Source organism: Candidatus Binataceae bacterium, from assembly GCA_035500095.1.
Lineage (GTDB): Bacteria > Desulfobacterota > Binatia > Binatales > Binataceae > JAKAVN01.
This window is the reverse complement of sequence record DATJXN010000121.1, coordinates 23,621-44,162: the sequence shown is the minus strand read 5'-3', so window position 1 is coordinate 44,162 and position 20,542 is coordinate 23,621. Positions and strand designations below refer to the sequence as shown.

Sequence of the window (20,542 nt, the reverse complement as noted above, 5' to 3'; positions counted from 1 at the left end):
CATGCCTTCCGCGGTGCAGCCGGAGTATCTCAAAAAATATACTCCGCGGCGCGCCAACCGCTGTCCGGATGGCTCCCTGTGCGCGAATGGTTTGTGAACAGGGGGGCGCGCGCTCAGGGCGTGACGGCGAGCCGCTCCAGCGCTATTGGTTCGCCCGGGACGCATCCGATCCGCACGACCCATCCGGCGTTGTCGCTCGCGTAGAGCGGCGCCGGCGTGCCGCAGTAAGCGGCGCGCGTCGCGCCCTGCGAGACGTCGCCGAAGACGTGGATATGGCCAAGCGCGACGTAGTCGTAGGCGCTCGCTTCGATCTCCGCCGGAGTGATCGGCGAGGAGCGAAATCCGTCGGCCTCCTCGGTGAAGAAGCCGTGCGCCAGCGCGATATTCCATCGTCCCGGCGCCGGCGCGGGCATCCCGCCCAGCGGCCGGTAATCCGGCGTATGCTCGACCAGCGCGCGGCCCCAGATACGCGTCTCGAGCTCGGGAAAGTCGAGCAGCGAGCCCTCGGGCTCGAGGATCAGATGAAGATTGCGCGGCAGCAGCTCGCGGCCGAGGTTGGCGTAGAGCGAGCGCTCGTCGTGCGCGTCATGATTGCCGGGTATCATCACCACCGGCATCGCGGCGCGCGCGATCTCGCCGAGCGCGAAGCCGAGCGCACCCTCGCTGATGCGGCTGGAATCGAAGAGATCGCCGACGATCAGCATCAAATCGGCGCTCCGCTCGTTGGCGATGTCGATAACGCCACTGAACGACCGCCGCACCCGCTCGCGCAGGGCGTCGCCACTCGGGCCGCTGCCGAAACTGTCGGTCTCGAGATGGACGTCCGAGGTATGGATGATGCTGAGCGGTCGCAGCGGTCTGGGGGCCAAGCCTTTTCTCCTGCCGGTAGGCGCACGATTCGGGTCGCCCCGGCAAAAAGGGCCAACTTGAAGGGCCCGTCTGTGCAATACTAGACTTCGCAAGGCGACTATTTCAACTTTCGCAGCCTGATTCATCACTCAGCTGCGAAGGGAGTCGCGAAGGGGGAGGAAAAAAGCACCGTGATCGTCGTAATGAAAGCCAGCGCGACCGAGGCGGAGATTCAGGCCGTCGTCGGGATGGTCGAGAAGCTCGACTACAGCGCTCACATCATCCGCGGCGTCGAGCGCACGGTCGTCGCGTGCGTCGGTGAGGAGCGCGGCGAACAGCATCAACTCGGCCATCTCGAAGCCGTCGCGGGCGTCGATCGCGTGATGCCCGTGTTGCGCAGTTTCAAGCTCGCCGCGCGCGAGGTTCGTCCCGAGGGCTCACGCGTCAACGTGGGCGGGGTCGAAATCGGCGGCCGGCGTATCGCGGTGATCGCCGGGCCGTGCGCGGTTGAGAGCGAAGCGCAGGTCGAGGCGGCGGCTGCTGCGGTCAAGGCGGCGGGCGCGACGCTGCTGCGCGGCGGCGCATTCAAGCCGCGCACTTCTCCCTACTCGTTCCAGGGGATGGAGGACGTGGGGCTGAGACTGCTCGAAAACGCGGGGCGGCACGTGGGATTGCCGGTCGTTACCGAAATCATGGACCCGCACGATATCGAGCTGGTCGCCGAACACGCCGACATGCTGCAGGTGGGCGCGCGCAACGCGCAGAATTTTTCGCTCCTGCGGCGCCTCGGCAAGATCAAAAAACCCGTGCTGCTCAAGCGCGGGATGTCCACGCGGCTGGAAGAATTCCTGATGGCCGCGGAATATATCCTCTCCGCGGGAAATCCCGACGTCGTACTGTGCGAGCGCGGCATCCGGACCTTCGAGACCGCCACGCGCAACACACTCGACCTGACCGCCGTGCCGCTGCTCAAGCAATGGACGCACCTGCCGGTGGTCGTCGATCCCAGCCACGGCACCGGCATCTGGTCGCTGGTGATGCCGATGGCGCTGGCGGGGGTCGCGGCGGGCGCCGACGGCCTGTTGATCGAAGTCCATCCCAACCCTGAGACCGCACTCAGCGACGGTCCGCAGCAGTTGCGGCCCGATCGCTTTGCCGAATTGATGACCGCGCTCAAGGCCGTGGCCGAAGCGGTCGGCCGCACGCTGTGAGGCGCGATCGCCGCGTCCGCGCCTGTCGCGAGCACCGATACGCGGCGCATGATAAGCTCGCCCCAAAGCCATGAATAGCGCACATCGTCGCCGGTGAGCCGTTCAAGAACAAAGCCGCGTGCGCTCAAGCCCGGCGACACGATTGGAGTCGTCGCGCCCGCTTCCGCAATCGATCGCGGACATCTCGAGCGCGGCGTCGCAGCGCTCGAGCGCCTCGGGTTTCGGGTCAAGGTGTCAAGCCACGCGCTCGACCGCGCTGCGATCGTGGCCGGCCCCGATGAAGTTCGCGCGCGCGAATTGCAAGCCTTCTTTGCCGATCCTGCAGTCGATGCGATCTTCGCCGCGCGCGGCGGCTACGGCGCCGGACGGATCCTGCCGTTGCTCGACTTTGCGGCGATCGCGCGCACGCCGAAGATTTTCATGGGCTTTTCCGACGCGACCTTTATCCTTAACGCACTGGTGGGGCGGGCCGGGATGGTATGCTTTCACGGACCGATGGTCGCGATGGATTTCGCGCGCGGGGTTGGCGAGGCAGCGCTCGACCATCTGCGCCGCCTGCTTGAGGGCGAAACCGCGAGCTTCGAGTTGCCCGCGCGAACGGCGCTCAGAGCCGGCGTCGCCGAGGGCGAAGTCGTCGGCGGATGCCTTTCGATGGTGGCCGCGGCGATCGGTACTCCGTACATGCCGCCGCTCGACGGCGCGATACTTTTTTTGGAGGATACCGGCGAGAAAGCGTATAGAATCGACCGGATGCTGGTCCAGCTCGGACAGGCCGGCGTCCTCGCGCGGGTCGCCGCGGTGGTTTTCGGCGCATTGCGTCCGCCGGAGGGCAGCGAGGCGGAGCGCCGCCTGATCGATGAATGCGTTGCCGAACAATCGGCGCGTCTCGATTGCCCGGTGCTCGCGGGAATCGAGGCGGGCCATGGCAGCGCGAACTTCACGATTCCCTTCGGCGTGCGCGCGCGAGTCGACGCGGCGGCGCGGCGGCTCAGTTTCCTCGAGCCTGCCGTGGCGGATAGGGGAGATCGGTTTGGGATGGCGTGAGGTCGAGCAGGCGTTTGCCGACGCGGTCGAGCGTGGAGTGATCCCCGGCGCTACCCTGATCGTGCGCCGCGGTGCGGACGTCGTTTTCGAGGGCGCCTTCGGCCATCGCGCGCTCGTGCCCGAGCGTTCGCCGATGAAGATGGAAACCGTATTCGATCTCTCGTCGTTGACCAAGCCGCTCGCGACGACGGTGGCCGTGATGATGCTGGTGCGCGAGAACAAGCTGCGCCTGAACGACCGCGTGACGCGCTTTTTTCACAACTTCGGCGTCCACGACAAGAGCCACGTCACCTTTCGCCATGTACTGGCGCATTGCTCTGGGCTTGCCGCGTGGCGACCGTTTTTTCAGCAGGTGGCGCAGATCGAGAAGAACGGCAAGGTCAATTTCATGGCCAGCCACGGCGCCAAGGAATGGGTCTACGAGGAAATTCATCGCGAGAAGCCCGAAGCGCCGCCCGCCACCAGGACGATTTACTCCGACCTCAACTTCATGCTGCTCGGCGAGGCGGTCGAGCGCGTCGCCGGGACGCCGCTCAACCGCTTCTGCCGCGAACGCATCTTCCGCCCCCTCGGCATCCGCGCGACGGATTTCATCGATATTTCGCTGGTGCGCTCGCGCCGGCTCGAGCCGGTACCCGAGATGTTCGCCCCGACGTCGTTCTGCGCCTTCCGCAAACGGCTCCTGGTCGGCGAAGTGGATGATGAAAACGCGTATGCGATGGGCGGCGTGGCGGGACATGCGGGTCTGTTCGCGCCGGTGCGCGACGTCGATCGGATCGTCCAGGAGTTGCTCGCCTGCTATGGCGGACGCTCCGATTGGCTGCCGCAGAAGATCGTGCGCGAGTTCTGGACCCGCGACACCACGGTCAACGGTTCGACCTGGGCGCTCGGATGGGACACGCCGTCGCCGCAGTATTCGAGTTCGGGGCGGCATTTCTCGCCGGCCGCCGTCGGCCATCTCGGCTTTACCGGCACCTCGATCTGGATCGAGCCCGAGCGCGCGATCTCGGTCTCGCTGCTGACCAACCGGGTGCATCCGCGGCGCGACAACCAGGCGATTCGCGACTTCCGTCCGCGAATCCACGATCTCATCATGGAAGCGATAGATGCCGGGAAGTAGCACGAACGCCGGACCGGCGTGGCCCGCGAGTAATGTTCTCGTTCGATGAGTAAGGCCGAAACAGAGAGCGCGCCGTCCGCGGCGGCGCAAGCGCGCGCGCCGATGACCGACCCGGTGTGCGGGATGAAGGTGGATCCCGCAACGGCGCGCCATTCGCACGTTCACGAGGCTGCAACTTATTACTTCTGCTGCGACGGCTGCCGCACCAAATTCGCCACCGAGCCGGCGAAGTATCTCGCCGCCGCGGCGGCGCCAGCGCGCGCGCCGATGCCCGCGGCCGCGCCCGGCGCAAGGGGCTCCTACACCTGCCCGATGGATCCCGAGGTGCGCGCCGATGCTCCCGGTCCGTGCCCTATATGCGGGATGGCGCTCGAGGCGCCGCTTTCGGCGGCAACGCCCGGCGCGCTCGAGTACGTTTGCCCGATGCATCCTGAGGTCGTCCAGGATCATCCAGGGAGTTGTCCGAAGTGCGGGATGGCCCTGGAGCCGCGGACGGTCACCGCGGAAGAACCGCCCAATCCCGAACTTGCCGACATGACGCGGCGCTTGTGGGTGAGCGCGGCGCTCGCGCTGCCCTTGCTGGCGCTCTCGATGTCGGATCTGCTACCGGCCTACCCGCTGAGGGCCGCGTTTGACCGGTCGCTTACCTATCTTCAGCTGTTGCTCGCGACCCCGGTGGTGCTGTGGGGCGCGTGGCCGTTCTTCGAGCGCGGATGGCGCTCGCTCGTCAGTCGCCATCTCAACATGTTCACGCTGATCTCGCTCGGTGTTGGGATCGCCTACGTCTATAGCGTCCTCGCCGCGCTTTTTCCCGGCCTGCTTCCGCCTACGGCGGCGGATGCGTCAGGGATGGTGCCCGTCTATTTCGAATCCGCCGCGGTAATCACCACGCTGGTGCTGCTTGGCCAGGTGCTCGAACTCCGCGCGCGCGGCCGCACCGCGGGCGCGATCCGCGCGCTGCTTGGGCTGGCGCCGAAGACCGCGCGTCGCGTGGGCGAGGGCGGCGTCGAGGAGGACGTCGCGCTGGCAAGGGTCGCCGTAGGCGATCTTCTCCGTGTGCGCCCGGGCGAGCGCGTACCGACCGACGGCGCGGTGGTCGAGGGCGGGGGCGCGGTTGACGAATCGATGCTCACCGGCGAGCCGTTCGCGGTGAGCAAGCACCCGGGCGATCGCGTTACGGGCGCCACGGTCAACACAAGCGGCAGTTTCGTGATGCGCGCCGAACGCATCGGCGCCGACACGCTGCTCGCGCAGATCGTGCGGATGGTCGCCGACGCGCAGCGCAGCCGCGCGCCGATCCAGCGTCTGGCCGACGCGGTCGCGAGCTATTTCGTTCCCGCCGTGGTGATTTGCGCGGCGCTCGCCTTCATCGTATGGCTTGCCGCCGGGCCGGCGCCCGCGCTCGCGCACGCGATCGTCGCCGCGGTCGCCGTGCTGATCATCGCGTGCCCCTGCGCGCTGGGACTGGCGACGCCGATGTCGATCATGATCGCGACCGGACGCGGCGCCGGCGCGGGCGTGCTGGTGCGCGACGCCGAGGCGCTGGAGCGCCTTGAGAAGGTCGATACGCTGGTCATCGACAAGACCGGCACGTTGACGGCCGGCAAGCCGGCGCTTACCGCCGCCGCCGCCGCACTTCCGCAGTTCGACGAGTGCGAAATGCTGCGGCTCGCCGCGTCGGTCGAGCGCCTGAGCGAGCATCCGATCGCCGCGGCGATCGTCGCGGGCGCGGCGGCGCGCTCGCTCAAATTCGCGGACGCCTCCGAATTTCGCTCGCTTGCCGGCAAGGGCGTGAGCGCCCGCGTCGACGGCCGCAAGCTGATCATCGGCAATGCCGCGCTGCTTGCGGAGAACGGAATCGATCCCGGCGAGCTTGCGCCGCGCGCCGAGGAAATGCGCCGCGATGGCGTCACCGTGATGTTCGTCGCGATTGATGGCCGCGCGGCCGGACTGCTCGGCGTTGCCGATCCCGTTAAAGATAGCGCCGCCGCCGCGCTCGGCGCGCTGCGTGCCGCGGGCGTGCGAATCGTGATGCTGACCGGCGACAGCCGCCTCACCGCCGAGGCCGTCGCGCGCCGCCTCGGGATCGACGAAGTTCACGCCGAAGTGCTGCCCCAGCGCAAGGCCGAGGTCGTGCGCGAGATTAAGCAAAAAGGGGGCGTGGTCGCGATGGCCGGCGACGGGATCAACGACGCGCCGGCGCTGGCGGCGGCCGACGTAGGAATTGCTATGGGCACTGGCACCGACGTCGCGATGGAGAGCGCGGGCGTGACGCTGGTGCGCGGCGATCTGCGCGGGATTGTGCGCGCGGTGCATCTCAGCCGCGCGACCATGAGCAACATTCGCCAGAACCTCTTCTTCGCTTTCGTTTACAACACGATCGGAATCCCGATCGCGGCCGGCGTGCTTTATCCCTGGTTCGGGCTGATGCTCAATCCGATGATCGCGAGCGCCGCGATGAGCCTGAGCTCGGTCTCGGTCATCACCAACGCGCTGCGCCTGCGAGCGCTCAGGCTCTAACGGCGATGTCTGACGCAACCTCCGCCGAGTCGGCGGCTCGGATCGCGCGGGTGCCGCGCGAGGTCCGCCATGTCCATCTAATCGGCGTCGCCGGCACCGCGATGGCGGCGCTGGCCGGGATGCTGGCCGAGCGCGGCCTCCGCGTCACCGGCTCCGACAACCAGCTCTACGAGCCGACGGCGTCGCTGCTGAAGCGGATGCGCGTCGAGGTGCGAGCCGGCTTCGGCCCGCACAACCTTGCGCCGCCGCCGGATCTGGTCGTGGTCGGCAACGTAATCCCGCGCGCCAATCCGGAAGCGCAGGCCCTGCTCAATAGCGTCATTCCGTATCTTTCGATGCCCGAGGCGCTATGGCATTTCTTTCTGAGCGCCAGACGCGTGCTGATGGTCGCCGGGACGCACGGCAAGACAACTTCGACCGCGATTATGGCGCACGTGCTCAACTCGGCCGGCCGCGATCCCTCGATGCTGGTCGGCGGCGTGGCGCGGGACTTCGCCTCCAACTACCGGCTCGGCGCGGGCGGCGACTTCGTGATCGAAGGCGACGAGTACGACACCGCGTTTTTCGATAAGGGGCCGAAATTTCTCCACTACCGGCCGCGCGGCACGATCCTGACCGCGGTCGAGTTCGACCACGCCGACATCTACCGCGACCTCGAGCACGTGAAGTCCTCGTTCCGCGCGCTGGCGGCGCAGATGGCGCCCGAGGGCGTGCTCGTGGTCTCGGCCGATTCGAGCGCCGCGCTGGAGGTGACCGAGGGTTCGCGCGCGCGGCGGATCACGTTCGGCCTTGATGCGGGCGAGTTTCGCGCCGCGGCGATAACCGTCGACGCGGGCGGCGCGCGCTTTTCGATCGAGCGCGGCGGCGGCGCTGTGGCCGAAGGACTGCGGCTCCCGATCGGCGGCCGGATGAACGTGGCCAACGCGCTCGGCGTGGCGGTGCTGCTCGGCGAGTTCGGCCTCGGTGCGGGCGAGATCGCGCGCGGGCTCGAATCGTTTCGCGGCGTGGTGCGCCGCCAGGATTTGCTCGGCGAGGCGCGCGGCGTCGCCGTGGTCGACGACTTCGCGCATCATCCGACCGCGATCCGCGCGACCCTCGCGGCGATCGCCGAGCGCTTCGCCGGCCGGCGCATCCTGGCCGCCTTCGAGCCGCGCTCCAACACCGCCCGGCGCAACGTCTTCCAGGCCGAGTTCGCCGCCGCCTTCGATCGCGCCGCGCGCGTCTACCTGGCGCCGGTCTATTTCAAAGACAACGATCCGATTCCCGAGGGCGGGCGCCTCTCGGTCGAAGAACTCGCGGCCGCGATCGGACGCCGCGGACCGGCCGCATTCGCCTGCGCCTCGACCGACGACATCCTAGCGCGGATACTCGCCGACGCGTACGCCGGCGACGTCGCGCTCATCATGTCCAACGGACCGTTCGACAATCTGAAAGAGCGGCTGCTGTCCGCGCTCAAGACATCAGAGTAGCGCGCGCCCGCAGCAGATGGTTCCTTCGGTTGCCCAGTCACGTGAAATTATTCCCGCCGCCAATGCTGAGGGAGGGTGAGGATGGGCTCCAAGGCGGTTCTGAATCTCTATGAGAACCGCCTTCTTCCCTGCAAGCGGCGCGATTTTCGAGGCGAGCCCGGAGCTGCGCCGCTAGGCGACCTTGCGTATCGGCGCAGGCTTCTCCGGATTCTCGGCCGCCGTCGCGGGCGTGTGATGCGCGATCTCGAGGCGCAACCCGCCGACCACGCGCGCGGCGAAGTTGTAAAGCCCGCATGCCAGGCCGGCCAGGAAGTAGATCGCTACCGCATAGAAGAACGGCACGAAGAGCAGCACCGCGAAATGCTTGGGCGGCAGATGGACCGAGAAGGCCCAGGCCGCGCCCGCCAGCGGCCAGGTTGCGGCCATAACTGCGACGAGCCCCATCAGCGCGGCGATCTTGGCGGCCTGTTTCGAGTCGATTGATGTGATGTGCATTGTCTCTCTTGCTCCCCGAGTTTCGCGCTACCCCTTGCGAGATTCGGCTATGGCGGGCCGCGCTGATGCGCGTCAGTTTACAGTTCGCCACGGATGAAACAAGAACTTAAAGCATCTTAAAGATAATATAAATATGTCATTGTGAGACATAAGCTATCTCGAGATCTCTCGCAGAATCTCGTCGAGGTCGGTCTCGGCCAGCGAATTGCGCACTATTTGCGCCCGCTTAAGATCTTCGGGACGAGCGCTATGACACAGCGCCAGAACTTTCATCCCGGCTCGCCGCCCCGCCTCGACCCCCGCTATCGTGTCTTCGATAACCAAGCATTCGGCGGGCTCCAGCGGCGGACGCAGACGCAGAAGGAAGCCGAGCCGGCCCATCGCCTTCACGAAACCCTCGGGTGCGGGTTTACCGTGCTCGACGTCTTCGGCCGCGATAACGTCGGCGAAAAGCTCGCGCACGCCGGCGCGCTTCAGGATCAGTTCCGCTTCGACGCGCAGCGTGCCGGTCGCAACAATCAGCGGAAAGCGCTCGGCGCATCGCCGCACGAACTCGGCGGCGCCGGGAAACGTGACGTCGCGATCGGCGATCGCCGCCTGATAGATGGCGGCCTTGCGCCCGATGAGCGCGGCGAGCGTCTCTTCGCCCGCCGCGCGGCCGTTTTCGCTGAGCACTGCGCTGAAGCAGTCGCGGTCGTCGAAGCCGATGAGCCGGCTGTAGTAGACGCCGCGGTCGAGTTCGATTCCTTCGCCGTGGAGCACGCGGGCGAAGGCTTCGAAGTGGAGAGGTTCAGTGTCGGCGAGCGTGCCGTCGAGGTCGAAGATTATGGCGCGAATCATCGGATGAGCTTTTTACCGCAGAAAGTTTTCACGCCGATTATCCTACCGAAATAAGGTAAGCGGCGAGCGCGAGTCCCAGCGCGGACAGGCCCAAAGCAACCGCGATCGCGGTGCCGGAGGGCCGCGAGATCGCTGCGCCGCTGTTCAGCCTTGCGATCAGCCTGACATGGCCGATCGTGGAGGCGATGTTGACCGCTACGCCGGTCAGTATAAGGGCGGTTCCGATCAACTGCGAGATGCCGTTGGACTCGAACTTGCGCATGTCCGTAGTCCGCGCAAGAACAAGCCAAAGCGCGCGACAACGAAGCCGAAGCCCATCAGGGCAAGCCCGGTCCGAATCCAGGCAAGAAACGTACGTTCCGCGGCCAGATAGTCACTGGGAGCGGCCTTGCGATTTTCCGTCATGACGCTCGCTTTCTTCAACGCCATGGCGATAAGGGTTCACCGGCGATTGATCGGGATCGTCTCCGCCGTGGCTGGTGCTGAATGCGAAGCGCATTATTAAAGGAACGTTGCCGCGGGCGCTATTTCAGCAGCGCGACGATCTCGCGTTGCGCGGGCGCCGCGCTTACTTCGGCGCGGCCGTTCTCGATCGTCATGTCGAGCTCGCTGCGCACGCCGAAGCGTCCGGGCAGATAGATTCCCGGCTCGACGGAAAAACACGTCCGATCGATAAGCGCGCGATGGTCGTGCGTCTCGAGCGAGTCCAGGTTGGCGCCGGTGCCGTGGACTTCGCGGCCGATCGAATGGCCGGTGCGATGAACGAACTGCTCGGCGAAGCCGGCGCGCTCGACGACGCCGCGCGCGACGCGGTCCGCCTCCTCGCCGCGCACCGGCTCGCCGCCCGCGACGCGGGCGCCGATGAAATCGACCGCCGCGTCGCGCGCCGCGGCCACGATCGCGAAGACGCGCGCGCATTCCTCGGGCACCCGCTCGCCCGCGTACGCCATCCAGGTCAGATCGGCGTAGATCGCGTCGGCCTGCGGCTCTTTGGCCCACAGATCGAGCAGCACCAGGTCGCCGCGCCGGATCGGCGTATCGGCAGTGGGCGAAGGCTCGAAGTGCGGGCGCGCAGCGTTGGCGTTGACCGCGACGATCGGCGGGTCCTCGGCTATCAGGCGCTGAGCGGCGAAGCGCGAGAGCACGAATTGCTGAGCCGAGTATTCGCTGACCGGCGCGTTGGATTCGATCGCGCGCGCGATCTCGGCGAAGGTCTCGTCGACCACGCGGCGCACGATCGCGGCGGCGCGCCGATGGCTTTCAAGCTGCGCGGGTTCCAGTTGGGCCTCGAAGCGCTGAATCAAATCGGCGGCCGACACGACCTCGACGCCGAGCGCGCGGATCATCTCCACCGTCCCCGCATCGACGCGCGCGACGTAGGGAATCGCGCCGCGCGGCGAGTAGTTCATCGCGATCCGCTGCGCGCGGGAAAGAAAATCGCCGAGCGCCGCGAGCATCCCGTCCGCCGAGCGATAGACGGTCGTCTCGATTCCAAGCTCTGAGAGCCGTTCGGCCTCGACCGCCGAGACCAGCGCGCGGGCCGGCCCGCGCGCCGGCACATAGCAGAACCATCGCCGCGTGCTTATTCCCGCGCTCGAAAGTCCGAGAATCCGGTAGGCCAGCGGGTCGCTCAGGCGGAAGTCGTAAAAGAGCCATCCGTCGAGCCCGGCGTCGCCGAGCGCGCGCGCGATTTCCTCGAGCCGCTGCCGCCGCATCGCGGTCCGGCCCGCCATCCTAGGCCGGATGCTGGCGCCCGGGGCCGGGCGGCGCCGGTTTGAAGCGCTCGCCCCAGACGTGGACCCGCGTCGGATCGATCCGGACGACCGGGTTGTTCTCGATGCTCAGCGCCATCGCGCGGTACTGCGGATACTTGTCGCGCAGGCTGCGCAGCGCGAGCAGGTATTCCTCGCGATCGTCGACCACCACGGCGAGTCCGCGCACCAGTACGTAAGCGAGGTTGGACCAGTGCTCTTCGTAATGGTCGACGACCAGCGCGACGTTGGGATTGGCCGTGATATTGCGCATCCGGGTGATCGCCAGCGCGCGCGCGCGTTTGGGTTTCTCGTCGATCGCGAAATAAAAGCGCGTGCCGTCGAACCAGAAGCAGAGCGGCACGTTGTGCGGCACGCCGGCTTTGTCGGCGGTCGCAAGATGCCCGATCCGCTCGAGCGCGAGAAAGTCGCGCACCACGGGCAGCATCAGCAAGGAGATCGAATCCGTCGCCATCAGCGTTCCTCCCCGAACAGGAAGAGCGAAGCGGCCAGGATGGTGAACGTCATGTTGGGAATCCATGCGGCGAGCCATGGCGCCAGCAGGCCGGTGCGGCCGAGCGACGAGGTCAGACCGAACATCAGCCAGTAGCCGAAGCCGATCGCGATCGCGAGGGTGAAGCTGCGCCCGATGCTCAGGCTGCGCGGCAGCGGGTCGAGGCTCAGCGCCAGCCCGAGCGCTGCCATGATCACGCACGCAAGCGGCATCGCGTACTTCAGATCGCGGTCGACGAAATAACCTCCCGGGTCGAGCCCTTTGTGCCGCAGGTTGTGGATATACGAATCGAGCTGCCAGAGACTGAACTCGTCGGGATCCATCCGCAACAGGCTGAAGTCGGCCGGGTTGACGTCGATCCGGAACGGGCCGGGAGCCGTCGCCTCGACCTGGCCGCCGGGCGCGAGCCGGATCGCGGTCAATTCGGCCGGCCGCCAGTTTCTGCCGGTCCATGCGGCCGACGGCGCGTGCTCGACCTGCGTAAGCCGGTAATCGCGGCCGACGCGGTAGAGTGTGACGCCGTGGAGCATCTTCTGATGGCCGTCGTAGTCGTCGGCGCTCATGAAGCCGTCGCTGACGCGCACCCAGATGCGGCGGTTGAAAAAGATGCCGTAGATTTTGCGCCGCTGCAGCTCCACCTGGTAAAGATGCTTCGCCTCACGCGTTGCGACCGGCACGATCGTCTCGCTGATCCCAAAGTCGGCGATCGAAACCAGCGCCGCCAGCAGCAGCACCGGCACCGCCATCTCGAGCCGGCTGATCCCGAGCTGCTGGCAGGCGAGAACCTCGCCGGTGCGGTTCAGCAGGGCAAAGCCGAGCAGCACGCCGGCCAGCGAAGCGACCGGGAGCAGCTGCGAAATGATGAGCGGCAGTTTCAGCGCGAAGTATTCGAGGCCGAGCAGGCCGAAGCCGCCGTAGCGCATCAGGTCGTCGAAGCGGTCGAAGATGTCGCCCAGCAGGTAGGCCGCAGTGAAGGCCGCGAGGCAAACGAAGAAGGGGCCGAGAAAATGGCCGCCGAGAAAGCGGTCGAGCGTGGGCGAGAGCCGCGGGCGCAGTTTCATGCGGCCTCCTTGTGGCCGAAGCGCTCGATGAGATCCCAGATGAGGTCGCCCGGGCCGCGGCCCTGGTCGGAGCGGTCGGTCGCGCTGCGGTAGAACATCCATACCGCGAGCGCCAAAAACACCACGTCCGGAATCGCCATCGCGGCGAACGCGTTCAGTATCCCGCGCTCGGCCAGCGTCCGCCCCAGCCGCATCAGCATGTAGTAAAGGAAGAACAGCGAAATCGCGACGCCGAAACGTTCCGACTGGCCCCCGCGCGCCGGCTTCATCCCGAGCGGCACGCCGAGCAACGCGAACAGCAGCGTCGCCAGCGGCACCGTGAACTTGCCCGCCATCTCGGCCTCGGCCAGATGGTCGGGCTTCCCTGCCGCGCGCGCGCCGGCGATCACGCCGCGCAACTCCCTGTAGGTCATCTGCTCGGGCTCGCGGGTGTCCTCGGCCAGTCCGCCCTGAGGTTCGACGTTGAGGTCGTAGATGCGAAAGCTCGTGATGTGACTCTGATGGGTTGACGGGTCGACGCCGAAAACCGATCCGTCGAACAGGCGCAGCGTGATGTTCTGGTTGTTCTCGTCGGGCACGACGATGCCGTGCTGCGCGATGATCGTATTCTGCTGGTCGGTATTGCGCGCATCCGAGATCAGCACGCCCTGCAGCGAGCCATTGTCGTTGGAGATGTGGTCGACGTAGAGCACCAGGCCGGGGAAGCTGCTATCGAAGATTTTCTCCTTAAGCCCGGCGGTCGAGCGCGTCCGGGTGAGCCGGTAGAGTTCGCTCTGCAGGTTGGTATTGGCCCACGGGCGGACGGAAAACGCAAACCAGCTCGCCATCGCGTACACCACCAGCGACACCGCGATCACCGGGATCGCGAGCCGGTAGAGGCTGATGCCGCAGGCGCGCGCCGCGATGAGCTCGCGGTCGCCCGACATCCGTCCGAAGCCGAGCAACACTCCGAGCAACACGGCCATCGGAAACGTGAGCTCGAGAAAGGCCGGCATGATGTACCCGATAAGGCTCATCACCTGGCCCAGTCCGACGCCGTGATTAACCACCATCTCGGTGAGCTTGAGCAGCTTGCCGGTGACCAGAGCGAAGGTCAGCAGACCGACGCCCATCACGAACGGTCCGATGACCTCGGTGGCGATGTAGCGGTCGATGGTTCGCGGCTTGAGCATCGCGGAGCACTCGCGGCGCGCCCGCGGCGCGCGGCTGAGTCCTGGTACGCGGATAAGTTTAGACTGATACGGCACCGGATCAAAGAAAGCGGCGGCGGGCGCAGCGGCGTGTCGTGGCGGTAGCCCGGCGGCGATGCGTGGCGCGTCGGCTCGCGCGTCGCCCCTGTCGCGGCGTGCGCGAGCCGACTATGATCGAGCCGCGATGAAGCATCGACGCCCCAATCGGCCGGGCGGCCCGCGGGCGCATCATGACATCGCCAGGGGCGGGCCGCCGCCCAAGGCGGCGGCGCGCCCCTGGCGGCGCCACCCGCCCGGCGCATCTGCGCCGGAGCGCGGGACGCCCGCTGTTGCGAAATCCTGCGGTCCGGCACAGGGCACGTCCGCACGCGACTTTTCGACACATGGCAGTTCCGGGCGCGAGACGTCGGGACGCGACCTGGTCTTCGGCGCGGAGCCCGTACGCGAGCTGGTCGCGGCGGCGCCCGGTGCCGTGCGCACGCTCTACGTGCGCGGCGACCTCGCGGCGCGCTTTGCCGAGGACATCGAGCGCGTGCGCGCGGCGGGTGGGCAGGTCGTCGCGGCAGAGGCGGCGGCGCTTGCGCGGATGGCCGGCGCCGAGGCGCGACATCAGGGCGTGGTCGCCCTGATTCGCGAGTACGACTATGCGGCATTCGAGGACGTGGTCGCGGAGGCGCCCGACCCGCTGCTCCTTATCGACGGGGTGACGGATCCGCGCAACGTCGGCGCGCTTTTGCGCTCGGCCGAGGGCGCCGGAGTCGCGAGCGTAGTGCTGGCACGCGACCGTACGGCCGCGATTACGCCGGCGGCGATAAAATCGTCAGCGGGCGCGTGGGTTCATCTTAAGATCGCGCGATGCGGCAACGTGGCGCGCGCGCTGGAGGACCTCAAGCAGGCCGGCTACTGGATTGCGGCGCTCGCGCCCCAGGGCGACGTCGAACTCTACGAACTCGACACGACGCGCCGTCTTGCGCTGGTGGTCGGTTCCGAGGGCCGCGGCGTGCGGGAGATCGTGCGCAAGAATTCGGATTTCGTGGTGCGAATTCCGATGCACGGAAAGGTGGGGTCGCTCAACGTGTCGGTCGCGGCGGCGATCGCGTTGTTCGAGATCGCGCGCCGGCGCGCCGCGGCGCGAACGGCGGCCGGCGTACCCCAATAATTCTTCCAACGATACGATCGGCGAAGCGATCGAGCCGGTTTGCGTCCTCGGCTAGCGGCGCTCGTGCTGCTTCGCGCCGTACAGGATCGAGCGCTCCTCTTCGGTCAGCGGCCGCTGCGGCTGATCAGACATCACGGCCATCCCGCGCTGCACCGCCGGCCGCGCGGCGAGCGCATCGATCCAGCGCTTGAGGTTGGGGCGCGTCTCCAGTTGCTCCGGCTGCGCCTTGAGCGCGGCCACGATCCACGGATAGTTCGCGATGTCGGCGATCGAATAGTCCTCCGCCAGGTAGGAGTGGTCGGCGAGGCGCTTGTCCAGCACGCTGAAGAGCCGGCGCGATTCGTTGGTGTAGCGCTCGATCGCGTAGGGGATCTTTTCGGGCGCGGCGTTGCGGAAATGGCCCGCCTGTCCGAGCATCGGGCCGACGTTGGCCATCTGGAACATCAGCCATTCGACCACCCGGTAACGCGCGCCCATCTCGGACGGCATCAGTTTGCCGGTCTTCTCCGCCAGATAGAGCAGAATCGCTCCCGACTCGAAGAGCGCGTAGGGCTTTCCGCCGGGGCCGTCGTGGTCCACGATCGCCGGCATCCGGTTGTTCGGGCTGATCTTCAAAAAATCGGGGGCGAACTGGTCGCCCTTGCGGATATTGACCGGCACGATCCTGTATTCGAGGCCGGTCTCTTCGAGGAAAATCGTAACCTTGTGGCCGTTGGGAGTCGGCCAGTAGTAGAGATCGATCATTCTTTTCGCTCCTTGCTGCGTCCGTCTTTCGTTTCGAGGCGCCGGAAAGCTTCGTTTCGGCATGTCAGCACGGTCGGGGACGGATCGTCAACGAAAGGGAATTCCGTGCCGCCCGAGGGGGGCCGCCGATAGCCGCGCTTGACACTCTTTAGAGGTACGTCTATTTAGGATAGTTTGCGATTCGTGGGCCGATGTAGCTCAACGGTAGAGCAACTGATTTGTAATCAGTAGGTTGACGGTTCAAATCCGCCCATCGGCTCCGGTTTGGAGATTAGGGAGCGGAGAGGTTCCCGAGTGGCCAAAGGGAGCAGACTGTAAATCTGCCGGCTTATGCCTTCGGAGGTTCGAATCCTCCCCTCTCCACCAGTAATCGGAGCGCGGGGATTTTTTGGCGCCCGTGTGGGCGGGAATAGCTCAGTTGGTAGAGCGCGAGCCTTCCAAGCTCGGGGTCGCGGGTTCGAATCCCGTTTCCCGCTCCATTAGCCGTAACGATGCCGCGCCGCCCGAGGCTGCGGTGCCCGGGCCGCGAGATGAAATTGAGCCCATGTAGCTCAGTCGGTAGAGCACTTCCTTGGTAAGGAAGAGGTCGCGGGTTCGATTCCCGCCGTGGGCTTGCAGAGCGCTCGGTAGCGCCGCGGTTGCGAGGAACGGTGCCCGGACCATAGACGCGCGCCCCGAAAGACGGCCCCGAATCCGTGCAAGTTGAGGAGTCAAGCGATGCGAGATTTGATAAGTTTGGCGTGCGACAGTTGCAAGCGGCGCAACTACACGACCAGCAAAAACAAGAAGAAGCAGACCGAGAAGTTCGTGATAAAAAAGTTCTGCCCCTCCTGCCGCTCGCACACGGCGCACAAGGAAGCCAAGGTTTAGAACGGCGCGTCCACCCGATTGCGGGTGTCCCGGGCCTCGGTGGGGCGGGGGTCGCCATTTCAATCGGGCTGAGCGCGGGTATTTCGGCTTATAAACGCTGGATGTATTATATTAGGATGGCTTCACGGAGGGTCAGTAGCTCTAACTGGCTAGAGCATCGGACTCCAAATCCGAGGGTTGCAGGTTCGAATCCTGCCTGGCCCGCCATTACACCTCCCTTGGGTGGCGGGCCGCCTGCCAAAGGGGCTTAAGACCTTCGCGAGAGTACTTGAATTGGCTCGCTAATATGGATAGTCTGAAAAGTTACCTCGATCGGTCGGTTAGTTTTGTCCAGGAGGCATGGACAGAACTCGGGAAAGTCCACTTTCCGACGCCTCGGGAGACGGCACAGGCGACCTTCGTAGTGGTGATATTGGCGCTGGTGATGGCGATGTGGCTGGGGTTGGCCGATTTCGGCACGACCCGGATAGTCCGCTGGCTGTTACATTCGTGACGCGCATCGCATCCGGCGCCGACGGGCGCTGCGGCGATGCGGGTCTCGCGATTCGGCCCCGCGGCGCAAGCGCCCGGGGCTCGGCACTTTGACTATGGCAGACGCAGCATCCGGCACCAACGACGCGAGCAAGTCGCCCGGCCATCCGAGCTGGAAGTGGTACGTGGTACACACGTACTCGGGCTACGAGCAGAAGGCCAAGGCCGCGCTCGAGGAACGGGTGCGCGCGCTCGGGATGGAAGACAAGATCGGCGAAGTGCTGGTCCCGGTCGAGCGGGTGCAGGAACTGGGCAAGGGCGGCCAGCGCAAGATCTCGAGCCGCAAGTTTTTCCCCGGTTACATCTTCGTCAACATGGAGCTGAACGACGAGACCTGGCACGTTATCAAGGACACGCCCAAGATAACCGGCTTCGTCGGCCATGCCACCGCGCCGCCCGAGGTGCCGGAATCCGAAGTGCGCCAGATTACGGAACAGATGCAGGAGGGTGCGCTCCGGCCCAAGCCGAAGGTGCTCTTCGAGGTCGGCGAGGCGGTCAAGGTGATCGACGGACCGTTCCAGGATTTCAACGGGACGGTAGAGGAAGTCCGGCCCGAGAAGGGCAAGGTGCGGGTGCTGATCTCGATTTTCGGCCGCGCAACGCCGGTCGAGCTCGATTTCGTGCAGGTGGAGAAATCATAGAAGTGCCGGCCCGAGCGGACGCCGGTTCGGGGCGTCCGGCGGGCTTTGTCGCGATCGTCATACGTTTGTCTTTTCACGATGACCGATGTGCTGAGCGGGAATTGATTAGATGGCGAAGAAAGTTGTCGGCCAGATAAAGCTGCAGATTCCGGCGGGAGCGGCCAATCCTTCTCCTCCGGTGGGGCCCGCGCTCGGCCAGCGCGGCGTCAATATCATGGAGTTCTGCAAGGCCTTCAACGCGCAGACCCAGGCGATGCAGGGACTGGTTATCCCGGTGATCGTCACGGTCTATGCCGACCGCTCGTTCACGTTTGTCACCAAGAGCCCGCCGGCCTCGATCCTGCTGCTGCGCGCGGCCGGTATCGAGAAAGGATCGGCGCTGCCGAACAAGAACAAGGTCGGCAAGGTGACGCGCAAGCAGATCGAGGAGATCGCCAAAACGAAGGTCAAAGATCTAACCGCCGCCAGCGTCGAGGCGGCGGCGCGGACGGTGGCCGGCACGGCGCGTTCGATGGGTATCGACGTCGTCGAGTAGAGCTTGGAATAAAGACCGAGGCAGGATTTTAGAGAGAACGCGATGGCAGGCAAGAAATACCGCGAGGCGGCCAAACAGATCGATTTGGAAAAGCGCTACTCGCTCGAAGAAGCGCTCAAGATCGTCGCCGCCAACAAGGTCGCGAAGTTCGATGAGACGGTCGAGCTCGCCGTGCGGCTCAATGTCGATCCGCGCCAGGCCGACCAGAACGTGCGCGGCACCGTGGTGCTGCCCAACGGCACCGGCAAGGTGTCGCGCGTGCTCGTGCTGGCCAAGGGCGACAAGGAGCGCGAGGCGCGCGAGGCGGGCGCCGACTTCGTCGGCGGCGAAGACCTGATCAAGCGGATCCAGGAAGAGAACTGGCTCGACTTCGATCGCGTTTTCGCGACGCCCGATATAATGGGCGCGGTCGGCCGCATCGGCAAAATTCTCGGACCGCGCGGCCTGATGCCCAATCCGCGCGTCGGCACCGTGACCTTCGACGTCGCCAAGGCGGTGGGCGAAGTCAAGGCGGGCAAGGTGGACTACCGGGTCGACAAGGCCGGAGTGATCCACGCGCGCATCGGCAAGGTCAGTTTCGGTGAGGGCAAGCTCGCGGAGAACGCGCACGCGCTCCTGAGCGCCATCGCGCGCGCCAAGCCGGCCAGCGCCAAAGGCAATTACGTAAGGAGCGTGTCGGTGTCCTCGACCATGGGGCCCGGCGTGAAAGTCGATCCCGGCGCGGCGCGGACCGTGGCGGCCGCGGCGTAAGGGGAAGCTTAAAAGCATGCGCAAGGAACAGAAGACCGCGCTGGTGGCGGAAATCGCCGAGGGGCTCGGCCGCGCGAGCATCGCCATTGTCTCCGAGTCGCGCGGGATGACCGCGGGCGAGGCGACCGAAGTGCGGCGCAAGCTGCGGGCGGTGCGCGGCGAGCTGCGGGTGGCCAAGAATACGCTCATCCGCCGCGCGATCAAGGATACCGCCTACTCGGAACTCGACCGCCAGCTCGGCGGCCCGGTTGGGCTCATCTTGAGCTTTGCCGACCCGATCGAACTCGCCAAGACCGTGACCGGGATGCGCGAGCTGGGCGAAAAACTCAAAATCCGCGGCGGCGTGCTCGAGGGCAAGCCGCTGAGCGCCGAGGAGATCGAGGCGCTCGCATCGCTGCCGCCACGCGAAATTATCTTAGCGCAGTTGCTCGGGTTGCTGATGGCGCCGGCGACGCGGTTGGTGCGGCTGCTTAACGAGCCCGGATCGGCGCTCGCGCGCGTGGTCGACGCGGTCGGCAAAAAGAACGGCGACCGCGCGCCTGAGGCCGACAGCGTCGCGGCTGCCGCGGCGGCTCCGGCCGATAAACCGGCGCCCGAAGCGCCGGCGGCGGGCGGCGAGAGCTGAGCGAGCGGGCGGGAAAATCGGGGCGGGAAAATCGGATCGAGGCGACAGTAGAAGAGAGTCAACAGTTGAGAAAGAGGCTCCGGGTGAGGCGCTCCCACAAACACCCCTTCCGGCGGCCGCTGACGACGAAATAAAGTAGAGAGGGATCCTCAGATGTCAGAAGCAGCACAAGTAAGCCGCGATCAGGTCAAGGACTTTCTGAAGAACATGAGCCTGATGGAAGCGGCGGCCCTGGTTAAGGAGCTCGAGCAGGAGCTTGGCGTGTCGGCGGCGGCGCCGGTCACGGTTGCGGCGGCGGGTCCGGCGGCGGCAGGTGCAGCGGCGCCGGCGGTCGAGAAGGACGAATTCACCGTGATGCTGACCGGGGCGGGCGAGAAGAAGATCCAGGTGATCAAAGTCGTGCGCGAACTCACCGGACTCGGTCTCAAGGAGGCCAAGGATCTGGTCGACGGCGCTCCCAAGCCGGTCAAAGAAGGCATCGCCAAGGCCGAGGCCGAAGAGGTGCAGAAGAAGCTGGTGGAGGCGGGCGCAACGGTGGAGCTGAAGTAGGTTCACCCATTCTGTGCAAATTGAATTCTGCGCAATCGGGCTGGCGGCGGCGGCGAAAAGCCGCGCCGTGCGGT

Annotated in this window: 21 protein-coding genes and 5 tRNA genes; 17 read left to right on the top strand and 9 right to left on the bottom strand. The window is 66.1% G+C overall.

Annotated features, from left to right (window positions below):
* Window positions 1-113: 113 nt before the first annotated feature.
* The gene (locus tag VMI09_12755; protein ID HTQ25556.1) at window positions 114-869 is read right to left on the bottom strand and encodes a DNA repair exonuclease; all 756 of its coding nucleotides are present in this window, start codon (window positions 867-869) and stop codon (window positions 114-116) included.
* A gap of 171 nt (window positions 870-1,040) precedes the next feature.
* Between VMI09_12755 and aroF the strand changes: the two genes are divergently transcribed.
* The 5 genes from aroF to VMI09_12730 all read left to right on the top strand — a co-directional run bounded on the left by aroF (window position 1,041) and on the right by VMI09_12730 (window position 8,213).
* On the top strand, window positions 1,041-2,060 hold the full coding sequence (gene aroF / locus VMI09_12750; protein HTQ25555.1) for a 3-deoxy-7-phosphoheptulonate synthase: 1,020 nt from the start codon (window positions 1,041-1,043) through the stop codon (window positions 2,058-2,060).
* Window positions 2,061-2,153: 93 nt separating this feature from the next.
* Window positions 2,154-3,104, top strand: a complete 951-nt coding sequence (locus VMI09_12745) for an LD-carboxypeptidase (GenBank protein HTQ25554.1) — start codon at window positions 2,154-2,156, stop codon at window positions 3,102-3,104.
* A complete protein-coding gene (locus VMI09_12740) occupies window positions 3,091-4,224 on the top strand; it encodes a serine hydrolase domain-containing protein (protein ID HTQ25553.1) in 1,134 nt (377 codons plus the stop codon). The genes VMI09_12745 and VMI09_12740 overlap by 14 nt, the downstream gene beginning before the upstream one ends.
* Window positions 4,225-4,269: 45 nt before the next feature.
* Complete coding sequence (locus VMI09_12735; protein HTQ25552.1) at window positions 4,270-6,744, top strand: heavy metal translocating P-type ATPase; 2,475 nt, start codon at window positions 4,270-4,272, stop codon at window positions 6,742-6,744.
* Between the two features lie 5 nt (window positions 6,745-6,749).
* A complete protein-coding gene (locus VMI09_12730; protein ID HTQ25551.1) occupies window positions 6,750-8,213 on the top strand; it encodes a Mur ligase family protein in 1,464 nt (487 codons plus the stop codon).
* 171 nt (window positions 8,214-8,384) lie between these two features.
* Here the strand turns inward: VMI09_12730 and VMI09_12725 are convergent, their stop codons facing one another.
* The 7 genes from VMI09_12725 to lptF all read right to left on the bottom strand — a co-directional run bounded on the left by VMI09_12725 (window position 8,385) and on the right by lptF (window position 14,046).
* A complete protein-coding gene (locus tag VMI09_12725; protein HTQ25550.1) occupies window positions 8,385-8,708 on the bottom strand; it encodes a hypothetical protein in 324 nt (107 codons plus the stop codon).
* Between the two features lie 153 nt (window positions 8,709-8,861).
* On the bottom strand, window positions 8,862-9,548 hold the full coding sequence (locus tag VMI09_12720; protein ID HTQ25549.1) for an HAD family phosphatase: 687 nt from the start codon (window positions 9,546-9,548) through the stop codon (window positions 8,862-8,864).
* Window positions 9,549-9,585: 37 nt separating this feature from the next.
* Entirely contained in the window at window positions 9,586-9,810 is a 225-nt protein-coding gene (locus VMI09_12715; protein ID HTQ25548.1) for a hypothetical protein, read from the bottom strand.
* Window positions 9,811-10,072: 262 nt separating this feature from the next.
* Window positions 10,073-11,263, bottom strand: a complete 1,191-nt coding sequence (locus tag VMI09_12710; GenBank protein ID HTQ25547.1) for a M24 family metallopeptidase — start codon at window positions 11,261-11,263, stop codon at window positions 10,073-10,075.
* A gap of 19 nt (window positions 11,264-11,282) precedes the next feature.
* Window positions 11,283-11,774, bottom strand: a complete 492-nt coding sequence (locus tag VMI09_12705; GenBank protein ID HTQ25546.1) for a TIGR03668 family PPOX class F420-dependent oxidoreductase — start codon at window positions 11,772-11,774, stop codon at window positions 11,283-11,285.
* The gene (locus VMI09_12700) at window positions 11,774-12,874 is read right to left on the bottom strand and encodes an LptF/LptG family permease (GenBank protein ID HTQ25545.1); all 1,101 of its coding nucleotides are present in this window, start codon (window positions 12,872-12,874) and stop codon (window positions 11,774-11,776) included. Before VMI09_12700 ends, VMI09_12705 begins: the two co-directional genes overlap by 1 nt.
* On the bottom strand, window positions 12,871-14,046 hold the full coding sequence (lptF, locus tag VMI09_12695; protein ID HTQ25544.1) for an LPS export ABC transporter permease LptF: 1,176 nt from the start codon (window positions 14,044-14,046) through the stop codon (window positions 12,871-12,873). Before lptF ends, VMI09_12700 begins: the two co-directional genes overlap by 4 nt.
* A gap of 202 nt (window positions 14,047-14,248) precedes the next feature.
* Between lptF and rlmB the strand changes: the two genes are divergently transcribed.
* Window positions 14,249-15,223 carry a 23S rRNA (guanosine(2251)-2'-O)-methyltransferase RlmB gene (gene rlmB, locus VMI09_12690; protein HTQ25543.1) on the top strand — a complete coding sequence of 325 codons (975 nt, stop codon included), beginning with the start codon at window positions 14,249-14,251 and terminating at the stop codon, window positions 15,221-15,223.
* A gap of 51 nt (window positions 15,224-15,274) precedes the next feature.
* Here the strand turns inward: rlmB and VMI09_12685 are convergent, their stop codons facing one another.
* Window positions 15,275-15,967, bottom strand: coding sequence for a glutathione S-transferase N-terminal domain-containing protein (locus VMI09_12685; protein ID HTQ25542.1), 693 nt, complete (start codon window positions 15,965-15,967; stop codon window positions 15,275-15,277).
* 187 nt (window positions 15,968-16,154) lie between these two features.
* Here VMI09_12685 and VMI09_12680 point away from each other — a divergent pair.
* The 11 genes from VMI09_12680 to rplL all read left to right on the top strand — a co-directional run bounded on the left by VMI09_12680 (window position 16,155) and on the right by rplL (window position 20,468).
* Window positions 16,155-16,226, top strand: a tRNA-Thr gene (locus tag VMI09_12680).
* 21 nt (window positions 16,227-16,247) lie between these two features.
* Window positions 16,248-16,333 (top strand) — tRNA-Tyr (locus VMI09_12675).
* Window positions 16,334-16,370: 37 nt separating this feature from the next.
* A tRNA-Gly gene (locus tag VMI09_12670) sits at window positions 16,371-16,446 on the top strand.
* A 61-nt stretch (window positions 16,447-16,507) separates the two neighbouring features.
* A tRNA-Thr gene (locus VMI09_12665) sits at window positions 16,508-16,580 on the top strand.
* A 104-nt stretch (window positions 16,581-16,684) separates the two neighbouring features.
* Window positions 16,685-16,837, top strand: a complete 153-nt coding sequence (gene rpmG / locus VMI09_12660; protein HTQ25541.1) for a 50S ribosomal protein L33 — start codon at window positions 16,685-16,687, stop codon at window positions 16,835-16,837.
* Window positions 16,838-16,966: 129 nt separating this feature from the next.
* Window positions 16,967-17,044: transfer RNA gene (locus VMI09_12655), tRNA-Trp, on the top strand.
* 380 nt (window positions 17,045-17,424) lie between these two features.
* Window positions 17,425-18,009 (top strand): transcription termination/antitermination protein NusG, encoded by a 585-nt coding sequence (gene nusG, locus VMI09_12650; GenBank protein ID HTQ25540.1) that lies wholly within the window; start codon window positions 17,425-17,427, stop codon window positions 18,007-18,009.
* 109 nt (window positions 18,010-18,118) lie between these two features.
* Complete coding sequence (rplK, locus tag VMI09_12645; GenBank protein HTQ25539.1) at window positions 18,119-18,544, top strand: 50S ribosomal protein L11; 426 nt, start codon at window positions 18,119-18,121, stop codon at window positions 18,542-18,544.
* Window positions 18,545-18,586: 42 nt separating this feature from the next.
* Window positions 18,587-19,294: a 50S ribosomal protein L1 gene (gene rplA, locus VMI09_12640; protein HTQ25538.1), complete on the top strand. Its 708-nt coding sequence runs from the start codon at window positions 18,587-18,589 to the stop codon at window positions 19,292-19,294.
* 16 nt (window positions 19,295-19,310) lie between these two features.
* On the top strand, window positions 19,311-19,919 hold the full coding sequence (gene rplJ / locus VMI09_12635) for a 50S ribosomal protein L10 (protein HTQ25537.1): 609 nt from the start codon (window positions 19,311-19,313) through the stop codon (window positions 19,917-19,919).
* A gap of 153 nt (window positions 19,920-20,072) precedes the next feature.
* The gene (rplL, locus tag VMI09_12630) at window positions 20,073-20,468 is read left to right on the top strand and encodes a 50S ribosomal protein L7/L12 (protein ID HTQ25536.1); all 396 of its coding nucleotides are present in this window, start codon (window positions 20,073-20,075) and stop codon (window positions 20,466-20,468) included.
* The last annotated feature ends 74 nt before the right edge of the window (window positions 20,469-20,542 follow it).